Origin of the sequence: Comamonas kerstersii, assembly GCF_002056725.1 — a bacterium.
In the GTDB taxonomy this organism is placed as follows: domain Bacteria; phylum Pseudomonadota; class Gammaproteobacteria; order Burkholderiales; family Burkholderiaceae_C; genus Comamonas; species Comamonas kerstersii.
Genome location: NZ_CP020121.1, coordinates 2,671,168 through 2,686,172 on the forward strand (window position 1 = coordinate 2,671,168; position 15,005 = coordinate 2,686,172).

A 15,005-nucleotide genomic window follows, 5' to 3' on the forward strand; every position below is an offset into this window, starting at 1 on the left:
GCATGGAGCACTTCCTGGCCCAGGGCTGCGTCAAAGCGGCCGGTTTGGTCCAGGCGCTTGCCAAGGACGCTGGCTTCACCGTCACCCACGTAGATGCCCCAGGCTGGCATAGCCGGTTTCATAGATGGAAATGTCTTCCACCATCTTCTGCAGACTGCTCAGCGGCACACTCACGCCTGCCACGCCCAAAAACTTGCCGTTGACGATGATGGGTACGGTCACCGCTGTCTGCAAAATCTCACGCCCGCCGTAGTTGTAGACATAGGGCTCCTGCATGGCGATCTTGCCCGTACGCTTGGGCAGGAGGTAATAGTTTTCCTTGTCGTAGTCGACAATGGCTGCTGTGGAGTGACCACCCTTGCCGTCCTGAATCCAGTAGGGCACAAAGCGGCCGGTGGCATCGTGGGCGTGGGTGTTGGCGTATTCGGCATCACGGCCATCAAAGCCGTTGGGCTCCCAAATCGTCCATGTAGAGACAATACCGGGGTTACTATCCAGCACTTGGCGCATCATGGCATTAGCCGTTTCACGGTCGGTATTGCCGGACAGCACCATGGTTTCAGGTGGAAATGACTTCATAGTCATTGATATTCAAGCGCTGAATGCTCTTTATTTAGGAGCTTTTGCTGCAATTTTGCACCTGCGGCAAAGCCATCAGGCCATAAAAAAACGCCTGCATCAGCAGGCGTTGTGCGATTCGCGGAGCGCGATCGTTTTCAGGCAGCAGTCACAGCCTTTACATCGTTGGCGGCCTTTTCAAAGGCAGCAGCCACGGCTTCAGGGCCCATGCCCAGACCTTCGGCGCGTACAAAGCGCACGTCGGTAATGCCAAAGAAGCCCATGACCACCTTCAGATAGCTTTCCTGGTGCTCCAGCGCCTGCATGGCTTCGCTGGTGGAGTAGACGCCGCCGCGGCTGGAGGCCACGATCACGGTCTTGCCCTTGGCCAGGCCTTCAGGGCCGTTGGCGGTGTAGCGGAAGGTGCGGCCAGGCTGGGCGATGCGGTCAATCCATGCCTTGAGCTGGGTAGGAATGGTGAAGTTGTAGAAGGGCGCGCCGATCACGACCACGTCTGCGGCCAGGAACTGGCTCACCAGCTTTTCAGACACAGCGTTCTCTGCCACTTGCTCGGCGCTCAGGCCTTCGGTCTGGCCAGTGCGGGGAGCCATGGCCGCCATGGTGAAGTGGTTGGGGGTATCTACCACCAGATCCAGGTATTCCACCTGTGTGTCGGGGTGCTTGGCGACCCAGGCTTCCACGATTTGCTGAGTCAGCTTGCGCGAAGCGGAGTTGTTACCAGTGATCGAAGAGTCAATGTGCAGCAGTTTCAAGAGAGGCTCCTGTGTTGGTGTGTTCAATGGACGCAAGTATGGATTACACGCGCCACTTTGATAAGTCAGCATAAATGCGATAGATTGTTCTAATTTTGGAACAAACAAGGAGCTGCCCCATGCAAGACCTCAATGACATGCTGTACTTTGTGGAGGTGGTGGAGCGTGGCGGTTTTGCGGCTGCCGGGCGGGCGCTGGGTATTCCAAAGTCGCGCTTGTCGCGCCGGATTGCGGAGCTGGAGTCGCAGCTGGGTGTGCGACTGTTGCAGCGCACCACCCGCAAGCTGTCGCTCACCGAGGTAGGCGCAGCCTATCTGCGCCACTGCCAGGCCATGCGTGACGCAGCGCAGGCCGCGCAGGACACCGTCGAGCAGGTGCAAAGCGAACCCCGTGGCACGGTGCGCGTGACTTGTCCGGTGACACTGTCGCAGACTGTGCTGGCACCGCTGATTCCCCGTTTTTTGGCGCAGTACCCGCTGGTACGGCTGGAGATGCAGGTGGTCAACCGCCCGGTCAATGTGGTGGAGGAGGGGGTGGACATCGCCCTGCGGGTGCGCGCCACGCTGGAAGACAGCGCCACACTGGTGGTCAAAAAGCTGGATGTCACGCACCAGGTGCTCATGGCCAGCCCTGACTATCTGCGCCACCATGGCACGCCTGAGCATCCGCAGCAATTGCTGGAGCACCAGGTGCTGTCCATGTCGGCTTTCGAAGGTGTGGCCCACTGGCGCATGCGCAGCGACACCGGGGCGGAAGTGCAGGTACAGCCGCCTGTGCGCTATATGGCCGATGACCTGATGACCCTTAAGCTGGCGGCGCAAGGTGGGGCAGGCATTGGTTATCTGCCTGACTATATGTGTCGTCAGGAGCTGGAGCGTGGTGAGCTGGTGCATGTGCTGCCGCAGTGGAGTGTGCCGCCAGCCATCGTGCACGCGGTGTTCAGTTCACGCCGGGGGCTCACGCCTGCGGTGCGCAGTTTTCTGGATTTTCTGGGGGAATTCGTGCCGGGCAGCAGTTCCTGGGGGCGCTGAGCAAGCAGGGTGGACTGAGCGGTGCAGCATTTTTTTTTGCAATCCCGCTCAGGAATGTGTTGCAGCTGGCTAAAAAGTGGCAGAATAATTAATGGGAATTATTCTTATTATGAGCGTCAGGCCACTTGCGCTCATGGATCTGCCATCTGTGCAGGCACTCGCAGGAGTGCCTTTTTCACACTTTTGAGGTAAGCATGAAAATTTGGAAGACAGCCCTGTGCGCCGGTTTGGTTGGTGCTGCAACATTGGCACAAGCTGCGGATGCGCCACAGGCAGTGACCGTGTACTCCTCGCGCATTGAGGCCTTGCTCAAGCCCACACTGGACGAATACACCAAGCAGACCGGCGTCAAGATCAATCTGCTGACAGACCGTGGCGGATCTCTGGCTGAGCGTCTGGCTGCTGAAGGTGCCAGCTCTCCCGCAGACGTGCTGATTACCGTCGACATGGGCAATCTGCACAACGCTGCAGAGCGTGGTCTGCTGCAGAAGGTGGATTCCCCCACACTGAACGCCAACGTGCCTGATAACTTCCGTGACCCCGGCAACCGCTGGTGGGGCCTGTCGCAGCGTGAACGTACCATTTTCTACGCTGCTGACCGTGTCAAACCTGAGCAGCTGAGCACCTACGAAGACCTGGCTGACCCCAAGTGGAAGGGCAAGCTGTGCCTGCGCACTTCCAAGCAGACTTACACACAGTCGCTGGTGGCCATGATGATCGCCAAGCACGGTGTGGACAAGGCCGAGCAGATCACCAAGGGCTGGGTGAACAACCTGGCCGGTGATGTGTTCACCAACGATGCCAGCTTGCTCAAGGCCATCGCTGCCGGTCAGTGCGATGTGGGCATTGCCAATACTTACTACTACGGCCGTATCCTGGCCAAGGAGCCTGACTTCAACCAGAAGGTCAAGCTGTTCTGGGCCAACCAGGGCAAGGATGAGGGCGGTACCCACGTGAACCTGTCTGGCGGCGGTGTGACAGCCCATGCCAAGAACCCCGAAGGCGCTCGCAAGCTGCTGGAGTGGCTGTCTTCTGACAAGGTGCAGACTGCCTACACCCATGGCACGTATGAAAGCCCCATCAACAAGCAGGCTGAGGCTGATCCCATCGTGAAGGCATGGGGCACGTTTGTTCCCAGCCCTCTGAATGCTGCAGACATCGGCTCGCGCCAGCCTGAAGCCATCAAGCTGCTCGATCGTGTAGGCTATCGTTAATTGGTGATTTCCTGTTAGGTTAGTTACTTGTCTGTCATAGACCATTCCGCGCCAGCACACCGCTGGCGCGGTTTCGCTTTTGCGCTTCCCATTGCCTTGCTGACCATCGTGCCTTTGCTGGCGGTGGTGGGCATGGCTGTCACGCCCCAGCCAGATATCTGGCTGCACCTGTGGAACTACGTCCTGCCGCGTGTGCTGGGCAACACTTTGCTGCTCATGCTGCTGGTGGGTGTGGCTGTGCTGATCGTTGCCGTCCCGCTTGCGTGGCTGACGGCCATGTGTGATTTTCCGGGGCGCAGGTTTTTTGCTTGGGCGCTGGTGCTGCCGCTGGCCATCCCTGCCTATGTGCTGGCCTTTGTGCAGATGGGCATCTTCGAATATGCCGGTCCGGTGCAGAGCTTTGTGCGTGATGTGATGGGCAATAGCCGCTGGTTTCCGGACATTCGCGGCAGCCTGTGGGGGCTGGTCATGGTGCTGGTCATGGCCTTCTACCCCTATGTGTACCTGATGGCGCGCAGTGCCTTTCTGACACAGGGGCACCGCAGCATGGAGGCCGCACAGGCACTGGGCTACAGCCCTGTGGCAGCTTTCTTCAAAGTGGCTTTGCCACTGGCGCGACCCTGGATTGGTGCCGGTCTGGCGCTGGTGCTCATGGAAGTGCTGGCCGACTTTGGCGCCATTGCCGTTTTTAACTTCGACACTTTCTCGACCGCGGTCTACAAATCGTGGTTTGACCTGCACAACATTGGCGCAGCCGCGCAGCTCGCAGCCATTTTGGTGCTGGTCGTCTTGCTGCTGGTGGCCGCTGAGCAGCGCTCGCGCAATGCCAAGCGTTTTCACGTCAGCAATCCGCAGCAGCACCGCGCTGTGCTGCAGGGGGGCATGCGCTGGCTGGCATTTGGGTTCTGCCTGCTGGTGTTTGCTGCGTCGTTTGCCATTCCCATGGTGCAGATGGTGGCCTGGGTACTGTCGATTTGGCGTGAACAGCTCAATAGCGACTATTGGGGCTACGCCTGGAATACCTTGTATCTGGCCTTGCTGACGGCTGTCATCACCACCGTGCTGGCGCTGCTGCTGTCGTGGATTCGCCGCCGCCATGGCGATGCAAAAACCGCATGGGTGATTCGCCTGGCGGTGCTGGGCTATGCCATGCCCGGTGTGGTACTGGCCGTGGGTGTGTTCATTCCCATCGCCTGGCTGGATGCCTGGCTGATGGCGCTGCTGGAGCCCTTTGGGATTCAGGCGCTGGGCATCATCAAGGGTTCTCTGGCAGGCATGCTGCTGGCGCTGGCCGCTCGCTTTCTGGCCGTGGCCTATCACTCGACCGATGCTGCTATGCAACGCATCACGCGCAGTCAGGAGGAGGCCTGTGCTTCGCTGGGGCTGGGCCCCTGGCAGACGCTGCGCCGCCTGCATCTGCCGCTGCTGCGCACAGGCTTGCTGTCTGCCTTTCTGATGGTGGTGGTAGATGTGATGAAGGAAATGCCCATCACCTTGATGATGCGTCAGTTCGGCTGGGACACTCTGGCCGTGCGCGTGTTTCAGCTGACATCGGAATCCATGTGGGAAGAGGCTGCTTTGCCAGCGCTGGCCATTGTGCTGGTGGGGCTGGTGCCAGTGATCCTGCTGGTGCTGCAAACGGAAAAGAAACCGTCCTCGGCCGGTTGATCAATGCCGGGTTTTTGTGATGCTTGAAATCAACAATATTTCATTGGGATATGGTGCCAACACGGTTGTGCAAGGGGTGAACCTGCGCATGGATCAGGGTGAAATTGCCTGTCTGCTGGGGCCTTCTGGCTGCGGCAAGACCACGCTGCTGCGCGCCATTGCAGGCTTTGAGCCAGTGCGTGCTGGCAGCATCGTCCTGCAAGGTAGCACGGTGGCCAGCCCAACGGTGCATGTGGCCCCGCAGTTGCGTGACATTGGCATGGTGTTTCAGGATCACGCGCTGTTTCCTCATCTGACGGTGGGTGACAACGTAGCCTTTGGTCTGCACAGCATGCCCAAGGCGCAGCGCCCTGCACGGGTGCAGGAAATGCTGGAGCTGGTTGGCCTGCAGGGCATGGCCCAGCGCTGGCCCCATGAACTTTCTGGTGGCCAGCAGCAGCGTGTAGCGCTGGCCCGTGCGCTGGCGCCGAACCCCAGCCTGTTGCTGATGGATGAGCCTTTTTCCAGCCTAGACACCAGCATGCGTGAGGCCATTGCGCGTGAAGTGCGCGCCATCTTGAAGCAGGCCAAGGCCACGGCGCTGATGGTGACGCACGATCAGAACGAAGCCTTTGCCATGGCGGACAACATTGGCGTGATGTCCCATGGCCAGCTCATGCAGTGGGGCAGTGCCGTGCAGGTGTACTGCGCGCCTGCGACGCAGGCTGTGGCGCAGTTTGTGGGAGAGGGGGCGCTGGTCTCCGCACAGCGCACGGCAGGTGGTCAGTGGCAGACGGCACTGGGCCTGCTGCCAGCGGGCCATCCGCATTACGAAACATCCGAAGGCGCCAAGGTGCTGCTGCGCCCTGAGCATGTCTGCGTGGTGGAGCGCGGTGTTTCCGCCAAAGTGCTGGAGCGCACCTTCCGTGGCAGTCATTTTGTGTTTGAGCTGGAGCTGCCCGACGGCGAGCATGTGATGGCCAAGGTCTCGCTCAATGCCTTGTATGGCAGCTGTGAGCGCATGCAGTTAGGGCTGGTGAGCGAACTCTGAAAAACATACAGCATGGATGCTGACAGCGGTTCCAAAAGCGCTCCAACCCGCCTGGGGGGAGCGCTTTTTTATCGGCTTCAAGCAGCAGATTCAGCCCGTACCAGGCGCATCTCGTCGCTGCTGCGCTGCACGCTAAAGGCTGATACCAGCTGGGTCAGCTTTTCTGCCTGATCTTGCAGATCTTTGGCGGCTGCCGTGCTTTGCTGTACCAAGGTCGTGTTTTGTTGTGTCATCTGTTCCAAATCATGGACGGAGGCATTGACCTGCAGAATATCCTGGCTTTGCACCTGTGCTGTCTGCCCAATGGAGCTGATGATCTGGTGCACACGCTGTACGTGCTGCACGATGTCCTGCATGGCATGTCCGGCTTCATCCACCAGCTGGTTGCCCAAATTGATACGTTCCACGCTGCAGGCAATCAGCTGCTGAATCTGTCGTGCAGCTTCGGCACTGCGACCAGCCAGGGCTCGTACTTCACCTGCTACGACGGCAAAGCCACGGCCTTGTTCGCCAGCGCGTGCAGCTTCGACGGCAGCATTGAGCGCCAGGATATTGGTCTGAAAGGCGATGCTATCAATCAGGCCAATGATCTCTTCCACCTGATGGCTGCTGGCAGCAATGTCCTGCATGGTGCCAACGACCTGCTGCATGACCCGGCCTCCGCTGCCTGCCGCATGCAGGGCGCTATCTGCCAGAGTTTCGGCCTGCTGAGCGGCATTGGCGCTGCTTTGCACGGTGTCGGTCAGTGCCTGCATGGCCAGGGTGGTGCGGTGCAGGTTGTCTGTGGTGTGGTCGGTTCGCTCGCCCAGGCGCAGATTGCCTTCAGCAATTTCGTGCCCAGTAGAGCGCAGGTGCGTGATATTGGTATGTACTGCTGCCACCAGTTCGTGAAAGCGTTGCTGCATGGCAGCTACGGCCGCCATCACGCTGCGGCTGTCGCCAGCCCTCACGGGAATGTGCACGGTCAGTTCCCCATTGCGCATGGCCTGCACCACATTGCGTACTTCATAGGGCTCTGCGCCCAGTTCATGGGTGATGTACTGGGCCAGCTTCATGGCTGCGGCCACGCTGACAGCTACGGCCAGTACGGTGATGAGCAGCATGGCCGTGCCAAACTCCTTGGCAGCATCATTGGCTCCGCTGTTGTTGGTGATGATGCGTGCTTCTTCAAAGTCGATCAGGCGGTTGATGCTGGCCAGCCACTGCACATACTGGGGCTTGGCCTGCGCCCATAGCAGTGACTCGGCACGGGCACGGTCTTGCTGCTGGAGTAGTTGCAGGATACGGTCAGTGGTTGTCTGTGTGCTGGCTTCCTGACGCTGTATGTCTTCGAGCATCTTGAGCACTTCAGGCGGAATAGTGCCTGACTGCTCCTGTAGCACCTGCTGCAACTGTTGATTAGCCCGTACATAGGCCTGTGCCAGGCGCTCGATTTGCTGCAACTCATGTTGTACAGCGGTGGGGTCGGGAGCAATCACTGCATCGCGCAGTGCAATGGCGCGGTCGTGCACTGAGCCGCGAAAGTCAATGGCAGCGCGCTGAATGACGGCGTTCTGGCTGGAGTTGGCGGTGAGCTTGGAGTCGATGCCTTGTGTGACGAACACACTGTAAGTGGACAGTGCAATGAGCAAGGCCGTAATGAGGGCAAAGCAGCCCAGAAGACGGTGACTAATTTTCCGGTGAAACATGAAGGGGTCGGAGGAGCAGAAAAAGCTATGTTGCTATTTGTTACTCGCATCCTATGCCGCTCACTTGTGGGGCGTGTGTTGCCGGCCGCATAACCATGCTCGAGCTCGGATACCTGCGGCTTCCGGTGCATGCAGCTAAAAGCTTATGCCCATAAGAAAACAACGAATCAATAGTTGGGTTTTGCGCCTCTGACTTTCACAATCGGCGGCTCTGAAGGAGAGCAAGCCATGTCAAGCACAGCACCACGCATCATCATCGTTCCGGGGTGGCGCAATTCCAGCCCTGAACATTGGCAAAGCCTGTGGGCGCAGACTTTGCCCAATGTGGAGCGTGTGGAGCAAAACGACTGGCTGACCCCAAAGCGTGAAGACTGGGTGCGTGCGCTGGAAGACCTGATTCTGTCGCGCCCTGAGCCAGTGATCGTGGTAGCACACAGCCTGGGCTGTATTACGACCACGCACCTGGGCGCTGAGGCAGCTGCACGCATCCGCAGTGCCTTGCTGGTGGCGCCTGCTGACCCGGAGCGCCGGGCGCATCTGGCAGACTTTGCGCCCGTGCCTTATCAGCTCCTGCCATATCGCAGCGTGCTGGTGGCCAGCAGTAATGATCCGTACTGCCCCATTCGCCTCGCAGGTGCCTACGCGCGCGCCTGGGGCAGCGAATTTGTGCGTCTGCAAAATGCGGGGCACATCAATGTGGAATCGGGCTATGGCCCATGGCCGCTGGGCTTTGCCTTGCTGCAGTCGCTGATTCAGGACATGCAGTGGAGTGTTGAGGCTCCACAGCCTGCAGCTGTCTCTTGAGGGTGTCTGAGGGGGCGTGCAGGATGGCATCCAAATTGGCGTCCTGACCGCAGCAGTAGCTTGCGGACGCAGCAAGCCCACAAGCGTCCTGACAGTGAGATTCCTGTACTGCAGTCTTGCTGCTTGATCCGAGCAGTCTTGGGTATGAAGCGTTTCTGAGTCTTGCAGACTCCGCAAGGGCATGCGCCAAGCTGGTATCAGTGTTGCTTAGCGGTTGCGGCTTTTCATGGCGCGTTCCACCTCGCGCTTGCCTTCACGGTCTTTGATCACGTCGCGCTTGTCGTGCTCTGCCTTACCCTTGGCCAGAGCAACATCGCATTTGACCAGACCGTTCTTCCAGTGCAGGTTGGTGGGCACCAGGGTATAGCCCTTTTGCTCGACCTTGCCGATCAGGCGGCGGATTTCGTCTTTTTTCATCAGCAGCTTGCGCAGACGCGTAGCGTCGGTGCTGATGTGGGTGGAGGCGGTTTTCAGGGGTTGGATCTGACAGCCGATCAGGAACAGCTCGCCGTCCTTGATGACAACATAGGCCTCGCTGATCTGTGCCTTGCCGCTGCGCAGTGCCTTGACTTCCCAGCCTTGCAGCACAATGCCGGCTTCATGGCGTTCTTCAAAGAAATAATTGAACGCAGCTTTTTTGTTCTCTGCAATGCGAGAGTTGGTTTCTGGTTTTTTTGCCATGGGTCTTTCTGGGTGGCGGGCCCACAGATGCTGGGCTCTACCTACAATGATGGGCGTTTCTCCCGCTCAGCTTTGATTTTAGTTTCTCCAGCGCCAGACTGACCGAAGCGGCCTCACAATGCCCCAAGGTTTCAAGGCGCTGGTTTGTTTATTCATGAAAAACGTTAATAAGTCCGTCCTCATCTGGTATAGCCCTGAAGAAATGTTTGCCCTGGTGGCAGACGTTGCGCGCTATCCCGAATTTCTGCCCTGGTGCTCGCATACCAAGGTGCTGGAGCAGGACGAGCACGGCATGACGGCTGAAGTGGGTATGGCCATGGGTGCTCTGAAGAAGTCGTTTGTGACACGCAATGTGCACGAGGGCAAAAACAAGATCAGCATGCGCCTGATCAAAGGGCCGTTCTCGCGCCTGGAAGGGCACTGGATTTTTCATCCTGTGGGTGATGGCACCCAGCGGGCCTGCAAGGTTCAGCTGCAGCTGGACTATGGTTTTGACAGCATGGCGCTGGCAACGCTGATTGGCCCTATCTTTGATCGCATCGCCAACTCCATGGTGGATGCCTTTATCAAGCGCGCAGAAAAAGTCTACGGTTGAGGCAGGTCAACAATGCTCAACATTGAAGTGGTTTGGATGGATGCTCAGGGTCAGGTGCAGGAGCGTTCGGTGCAGTTGCCTGCTGGTGCGTGCCTGCAGGATGCCATCACCGCATGCGGTCTTGAGCTGTCAGTCCAGCAAAGTTGTGGTGTCTGGGGCCGCGTCAAGCCGCTGGAATATGCGCTGCAGGAGGGCGACCGCGTCGAGCTGTATCAGCCACTGAAGGTTGACCCCAAAGTTGCGCGCCGTGAGCGGTTTGCTCAACAGGGCGCGCGTGGGGCAGGGCTGTTTGCCAAGCGCCGGGCCAACAGCAAGTCGGGCTACTAAGCTCTTTTATCTGCAATTGTCCTTGATGGCAGCCTGGGCGCGCTGCAGTTCTGCCTGGCGCTGCGCGTCCGTCATCAAGCCGCGTTCCCCTTTTTCATTCACATAGGCATGCAGTGCACCGGACTGCAGCGAAGCCTGCATTGCCCGGGCGCGCTGGCAGTTGCTGCGGCGAACCTCGGCCTGCCTGGCTTCGTGCTTCTTACGTTCGTCTTCTTCGGCCTTGCGTTGAGCCGCTTCCCGGGCTTTGTCCTGATCAGGCGCTGATGTTTCGGGTGCTGCCTGCACAGTGCTTGTTTCAGAAGCAGGTTCTGGCACTACAGCAGGCGTTGCTACGGGTGCAGCTGTCGCGCCCTCAGCGCTGGGATAGCGCACGCTGGGCGCGGCAGGCGCGCTGCTGCCCGGGCGCTTGAGGATCTGTGGTGGCGCGATGTGTGCGGGTGGAGGACGATCGCTATAGACTTTTTGCCCTGAAGCATCTATCCACTGCCATTGTGCAAAAACACTGCAACTGCAAACACTTAGCGTTGCTGCAAGAAGAAGTTTGAGCGTTTTCATGACTGGCAGTGTAGCTCTGGCTTGCAAGGTTTCTTGTTGCGTGATTGGCACGGGAGCCGCCAGACGAAGCTACAATCCCTCTTTTGGAGCCTTCACAATGCGCCTTCTCGGAAAAGCACTGACCTTTGACGACGTTCTGCTCGTTCCCGCCTACTCCGAAGTCCTGCCCAAGGACGTTTCTCTTTCTACCAAGTTCACTCGCAACATCACGTTGAACCTGCCACTGGTCTCTGCGGCCATGGACACCGTGACTGAAGCGCGTCTGGCGATCGCCATTGCCCAAGAAGGCGGCATTGGCGTTATTCACAAGAACATGACGGCCGAGCAACAAGCGGCTGAAGTGCTCAAGGTCAAGCGCCATGAATCCGGCGTGGTGGCTGATCCTGTGGTGATCACCCCTGACTTCACTGTGTTGCAGGTGCTGCAGCTGTCTGAAGAGCGTGGCATCTCGGGCTTCCCTGTGGTGGAAGGCGGCAAGGTGGTGGGTATTGTGACCAACCGCGACATCCGCTTTGAAACACGCTACGACGTGAAAGTGCGCGAGATCATGACGCCCCGCGAGCGCCTGATCACTGTGCATGAAGGCACAACGCCTGCTGAAGCCAAGGCGCTGCTGAACAAGCACAAGCTCGAGCGCCTGCTGGTGGTCAACGATGCCTTTGAACTCAAGGGTCTGATCACTGTCAAGGACATCAACAAGCAAACCAATTTCCCCAACGCTGCACGTGACGCCGCTGGCCGTCTGCGCGTAGCCGCTGCTGTGGGTGTGGGCGCTGGCACGGAAGAGCGTGTGGAGCTGCTGGCCAAGGCTGGTGTGGACGCTATTGTGGTGGACACAGCCCACGGTCACTCCAAGGGCGTGATCGACCGCGTGCGCTGGGTCAAGCAAAACTACCCCCATATCGATGTGATTGGCGGCAACATCGCTACCGGCGCTGCTGCGCTGGCGCTGGTGGAAGCGGGCGCTGACGCTGTGAAGGTCGGTATCGGCCCTGGCTCCATCTGTACCACACGTATCGTGGCCGGTGTGGGTGTACCCCAGATCATGGCGATCTCCAACGTGGCCGAAGCCCTGAAGGGCACAGGTGTGCCACTGATTGGTGACGGTGGTATCCGCTTCTCCGGTGATATCTCCAAGGCGCTGGCAGCTGGCGCATCCACCATCATGATGGGCGGCATGTTTGCTGGTACCGAAGAAGCACCTGGTGAAGTGATTCTGTTCCAGGGTCGCTCCTACAAGAGCTACCGTGGCATGGGCTCCATCGGCGCCATGCAGCAAGGCTCTGCAGACCGCTACTTCCAGGAATCCTCTACAGGCAACCCCACAGCTGACAAGCTGGTGCCCGAAGGTATTGAAGGCCGCGTGCCTTACAAGGGCTCCATGGTTGCCATCGTGTACCAGATGGCAGGTGGCATCCGTGCTTCCATGGGCTACTGCGGTTGCAAGACCATTGCTGAGATGAACGAAAAGGCCGAGTTTGTGGAAATCACCGCAGCCGGTATCCGTGAGTCGCACGTACACGACGTGCAGATCACCAAGGAAGCACCTAATTACCGTGCCGACTAATTCCCTTTGAGGAAATAGACCAGAGTCGCAGGATTCTGGTCAGAATGCTAAAATCTGGCCTGAACTTCTGGTTCAGACCAGATTTTTTTATTTCTACCCATGCAATCTGTCGGTATTTACGAAGCCAAAACCCGCTTTTCTGCCTTGATCGAACTGGTCGAGCAGGGAGAAGAGGTGCGCATTACCCGTCACGGCAAGGAAGTGGTGCGCATGCTGCCTGTGCGCCGTCGCCCGGTGATTACGGACGAGCAGATTGCCCGTGAGTTAGAACAAATTCAGGCGCTACAGCAGACTGTGCGTGCCCCGGAAGCTACTGATTCTGTAGTGGCACTGCGCCATACAGGGCGGAGTCAGACATGAGCGCATTTGTGCTGGATGTCTCCGTGACTTCCGCCTGGCTGCTGCCTGAGCATGCCAGTGCTGATACCCAGCGTCTGTACGCACGCATCCGGCGTGATGAGGTGGAACCGCAAGCTCCCAATGTCTGGCAGTGGGAGTGCGGCAACCTGATTGCATCGGGTGTCAATCATGGGCGTATTCCGCAGACCTCGGTCGAGGGGTTGTGGGGTGTGCTCGAAGCTATTCGCCATCGCGTGGAACTGCACGAGCTGGCTCCTGCCCAGCACAAAGCCGTGCTGGATGTGGCACTGGATACGGGCCTGCCCGTGTACGACGCTGCATATCTGTGGCTCGCGCAATCACTGCGTGTGCCGCTGGCGACCTTTGATCCTGCCCAGATTGCTGCGGCCCGAAAGCGCGGAATTGCACTTTTGGCACCTGGCGATTTTTGACATGGATTTCTCCTTTTCTTGCCCTTGGATAACACCATGCAACATGACAAGATCCTGATTCTTGACTTCGGTTCGCAGGTCACACAGCTGATCGCACGTCGCGTGCGCGAAGCCCACGTGTACTGCGAAGTCCACCCCTGCGATGTGAGCAGCGAATGGGTGCGCGAGTTTGCCGCTGACGGCAAGCTCAAAGGCATCATCCTCTCTGGCAGCCACGCTTCCGTCTACGAAGTCGATGACCGCGCGCCTGACGCAGTGTTCGAGCTGGGCATTCCCGTGCTGGGCATCTGCTACGGCATGCAGACCATGGCCACCCAGCTGGGCGGCAAGGTTGAAGGCTCCAACACCCGCGAATTCGGCTACGCCGAAGTGCGCGCACACGGCCACACAGAACTGCTCAAGGGCATTGAAGACTTCGTGACCGCTGAAGGCCACGGCATGCTCAAAGTGTGGATGAGCCACGGTGACAAGGTCACCCAGCTGCCCGAAGGCTTCAAGGTGATGTGCTCCACACCTTCCTGCCCCATCGCTGGTATGGCTGACGAAACACGTCGCTTCTACGCTGTGCAGTTCCACCCCGAAGTCACGCACACCGTGCAGGGCGCAGCCATGCTGAACCGCTTTGTGCTGGATATCTGCGGTGCCAATGCAGACTGGATCATGGGCGACTACATCGAAGAAGCAGTTGCCAAGATTCGCGAACAAGTGGGTGACGAAGAAGTCATTCTGGGTCTGTCTGGCGGTGTGGATTCGTCCGTAGCTGCTGCGCTGATCCACCGCGCCATTGGCGACCAGCTGACCTGCGTGTTTGTGGACCACGGTCTGCTGCGCCTGAACGAAGGCGATATGGTCATGGACATGTTCGAAGGCAAGCTGCACGCCAAGGTGATTCGCGTGGACGCTTCCGAGCTGTTCCTGGGCGAATTGGCTGGCGTGTCTGAACCTGAGCAAAAGCGCAAGATCATTGGCCGTCTGTTTGTGGACGTGTTCAAGAGCGAAGCCGCCAAGCTCAAGGCAGCCACCGCAGGCTCCAAGGGCGCGACTTTCCTGGCACAAGGTACGATCTACCCCGACGTGATCGAGTCGGGCGGCGCCAAGAGCAAGAAGGCTGTCACCATCAAGAGCCACCACAACGTGGGCGGTCTGCCTGAGCAGCTGGGTCTGAAGCTGCTGGAACCCCTGCGCGACCTGTTCAAGGACGAAGTGCGCGAGCTGGGCGTAGCTCTGGGCCTGCCCCGCGAGATGGTGTATCGCCATCCCTTCCCAGGCCCCGGACTGGGCGTGCGTATCCTGGGTGAAGTCAAGAAGGAATACGCCGACCTGCTGCGCCGTGCGGACGCCATCTTCATCGAAGAGCTGCGCAACTGGATCGATGAAAAGACCGGCAAGAGCTGGTACGACCTGACCAGCCAGGCCTTCACCGTGTTCCTGCCCGTCAAGAGCGTGGGCGTGATGGGCGACGGCCGCACCTACGACTACGTCGTGGCTCTGCGTGCTGTGGTGACCAGCGACTTCATGACGGCCGACTGGGCCGAGCTGCCTTACGGCCTGCTCAAGAAGGTGTCTGGCCGTATCATCAATGAAGTGCGCGGCATCAACCGCGTGACTTACGACGTGAGCACCAAACCACCAGCAACCATTGAGTGGGAATAATTTAAAGTTTCCAGCAACGTACCGCAACGTTCTGGAAACTGCTGATTCCCTATAAGGAATAGTCGGTTGT

16 protein-coding genes and 1 pseudogene are annotated in these 15,005 nt (G+C 58.8%); 11 read left to right on the forward strand and 6 right to left on the reverse strand.

The window, feature by feature from the left end; translation table 11 throughout:
* Nucleotides 1–81: 81 nt before the first annotated feature.
* On the reverse strand, nucleotides 82–579 hold the full coding sequence (locus B5M06_RS12565; protein ID WP_054067727.1) for a cache domain-containing protein: 498 nt from the start codon (nucleotides 577–579) through the stop codon (nucleotides 82–84).
* A 137-nt stretch (nucleotides 580–716) separates the two neighbouring features.
* The gene (locus tag B5M06_RS12570) at nucleotides 717–1,331 is read right to left on the reverse strand and encodes an FMN-dependent NADH-azoreductase (RefSeq protein WP_054067728.1); all 615 of its coding nucleotides are present in this window, start codon (nucleotides 1,329–1,331) and stop codon (nucleotides 717–719) included.
* 119 nt (nucleotides 1,332–1,450) lie between these two features.
* On the opposite strand from B5M06_RS12570, the gene B5M06_RS12575 reads away from it, so the two are divergent.
* The 4 genes from B5M06_RS12575 to B5M06_RS12590 all read left to right on the forward strand — a co-directional run bounded on the left by B5M06_RS12575 (nucleotide 1,451) and on the right by B5M06_RS12590 (nucleotide 6,274).
* Complete coding sequence (locus B5M06_RS12575) at nucleotides 1,451–2,362, forward strand: LysR substrate-binding domain-containing protein (protein ID WP_054067729.1); 912 nt, start codon at nucleotides 1,451–1,453, stop codon at nucleotides 2,360–2,362.
* 194 nt (nucleotides 2,363–2,556) lie between these two features.
* Nucleotides 2,557–3,576: an extracellular solute-binding protein gene (locus tag B5M06_RS12580; protein WP_054067730.1), complete on the forward strand. Its 1,020-nt coding sequence runs from the start codon at nucleotides 2,557–2,559 to the stop codon at nucleotides 3,574–3,576.
* Nucleotides 3,577–3,603: 27 nt separating this feature from the next.
* Entirely contained in the window at nucleotides 3,604–5,244 is a 1,641-nt protein-coding gene (locus B5M06_RS12585; protein WP_240183920.1) for an ABC transporter permease, read from the forward strand.
* Nucleotides 5,245–5,263: 19 nt separating this feature from the next.
* Nucleotides 5,264–6,274 carry an ABC transporter ATP-binding protein gene (locus tag B5M06_RS12590; RefSeq protein WP_054067731.1) on the forward strand — a complete coding sequence of 337 codons (1,011 nt, stop codon included), beginning with the start codon at nucleotides 5,264–5,266 and terminating at the stop codon, nucleotides 6,272–6,274.
* Between the two features lie 77 nt (nucleotides 6,275–6,351).
* Here B5M06_RS12590 and B5M06_RS12595 read toward each other — a convergent pair whose 3' ends face one another.
* Entirely contained in the window at nucleotides 6,352–7,962 is a 1,611-nt protein-coding gene (locus B5M06_RS12595) for a methyl-accepting chemotaxis protein (RefSeq protein ID WP_080025234.1), read from the reverse strand.
* A 228-nt stretch (nucleotides 7,963–8,190) separates the two neighbouring features.
* Here B5M06_RS12595 and B5M06_RS12600 point away from each other — a divergent pair, with 228 nt between their 5' ends.
* Entirely contained in the window at nucleotides 8,191–8,766 is a 576-nt protein-coding gene (locus B5M06_RS12600; protein WP_054067733.1) for an RBBP9/YdeN family alpha/beta hydrolase, read from the forward strand.
* Between the two features lie 207 nt (nucleotides 8,767–8,973).
* Here the strand turns inward: B5M06_RS12600 and smpB are convergent, their stop codons facing one another.
* On the reverse strand, nucleotides 8,974–9,447 hold the full coding sequence (smpB, locus tag B5M06_RS12605; RefSeq protein WP_054067734.1) for an SsrA-binding protein SmpB: 474 nt from the start codon (nucleotides 9,445–9,447) through the stop codon (nucleotides 8,974–8,976).
* Nucleotides 9,448–9,601: 154 nt separating this feature from the next.
* On the opposite strand from smpB, the gene B5M06_RS12610 reads away from it, so the two are divergent.
* Together B5M06_RS12610 and B5M06_RS12615 are read left to right on the forward strand one after the other, a co-directional pair.
* Nucleotides 9,602–10,042 carry a type II toxin-antitoxin system RatA family toxin gene (locus tag B5M06_RS12610; protein WP_054067735.1) on the forward strand — a complete coding sequence of 147 codons (441 nt, stop codon included), beginning with the start codon at nucleotides 9,602–9,604 and terminating at the stop codon, nucleotides 10,040–10,042.
* 12 nt (nucleotides 10,043–10,054) lie between these two features.
* The gene (locus B5M06_RS12615; RefSeq protein WP_054067736.1) at nucleotides 10,055–10,369 is read left to right on the forward strand and encodes an RnfH family protein; all 315 of its coding nucleotides are present in this window, start codon (nucleotides 10,055–10,057) and stop codon (nucleotides 10,367–10,369) included.
* A gap of 6 nt (nucleotides 10,370–10,375) precedes the next feature.
* On the opposite strand, the gene B5M06_RS17480 is transcribed toward B5M06_RS12615, so the two are convergent.
* Together B5M06_RS17480 and B5M06_RS17695 are read right to left on the reverse strand one after the other, a co-directional pair.
* Nucleotides 10,376–10,654 carry a hypothetical protein gene (locus tag B5M06_RS17480; protein WP_054067737.1) on the reverse strand — a complete coding sequence of 93 codons (279 nt, stop codon included), beginning with the start codon at nucleotides 10,652–10,654 and terminating at the stop codon, nucleotides 10,376–10,378.
* Between the two features lie 102 nt (nucleotides 10,655–10,756).
* Nucleotides 10,757–10,924: pseudogene (locus B5M06_RS17695) on the reverse strand (DUF4124 domain-containing protein); the annotation flags it as partial.
* Between the two features lie 97 nt (nucleotides 10,925–11,021).
* On the opposite strand from B5M06_RS17695, the gene guaB reads away from it, so the two are divergent.
* From guaB to guaA, 4 genes are all read left to right on the forward strand, one after another.
* Complete coding sequence (gene guaB / locus B5M06_RS12625; RefSeq protein WP_054067738.1) at nucleotides 11,022–12,491, forward strand: IMP dehydrogenase; 1,470 nt, start codon at nucleotides 11,022–11,024, stop codon at nucleotides 12,489–12,491.
* Between the two features lie 99 nt (nucleotides 12,492–12,590).
* A complete protein-coding gene (locus B5M06_RS12630; RefSeq protein WP_054067739.1) occupies nucleotides 12,591–12,851 on the forward strand; it encodes a type II toxin-antitoxin system Phd/YefM family antitoxin in 261 nt (86 codons plus the stop codon).
* Nucleotides 12,848–13,282, forward strand: coding sequence for a type II toxin-antitoxin system VapC family toxin (locus tag B5M06_RS12635; protein WP_054067740.1), 435 nt, complete (start codon nucleotides 12,848–12,850; stop codon nucleotides 13,280–13,282). Before B5M06_RS12630 ends, B5M06_RS12635 begins: the two co-directional genes overlap by 4 nt.
* A gap of 36 nt (nucleotides 13,283–13,318) precedes the next feature.
* Complete coding sequence (guaA, locus tag B5M06_RS12640; protein WP_054067761.1) at nucleotides 13,319–14,935, forward strand: glutamine-hydrolyzing GMP synthase; 1,617 nt, start codon at nucleotides 13,319–13,321, stop codon at nucleotides 14,933–14,935.
* The last annotated feature ends 70 nt before the right edge of the window (nucleotides 14,936–15,005 follow it).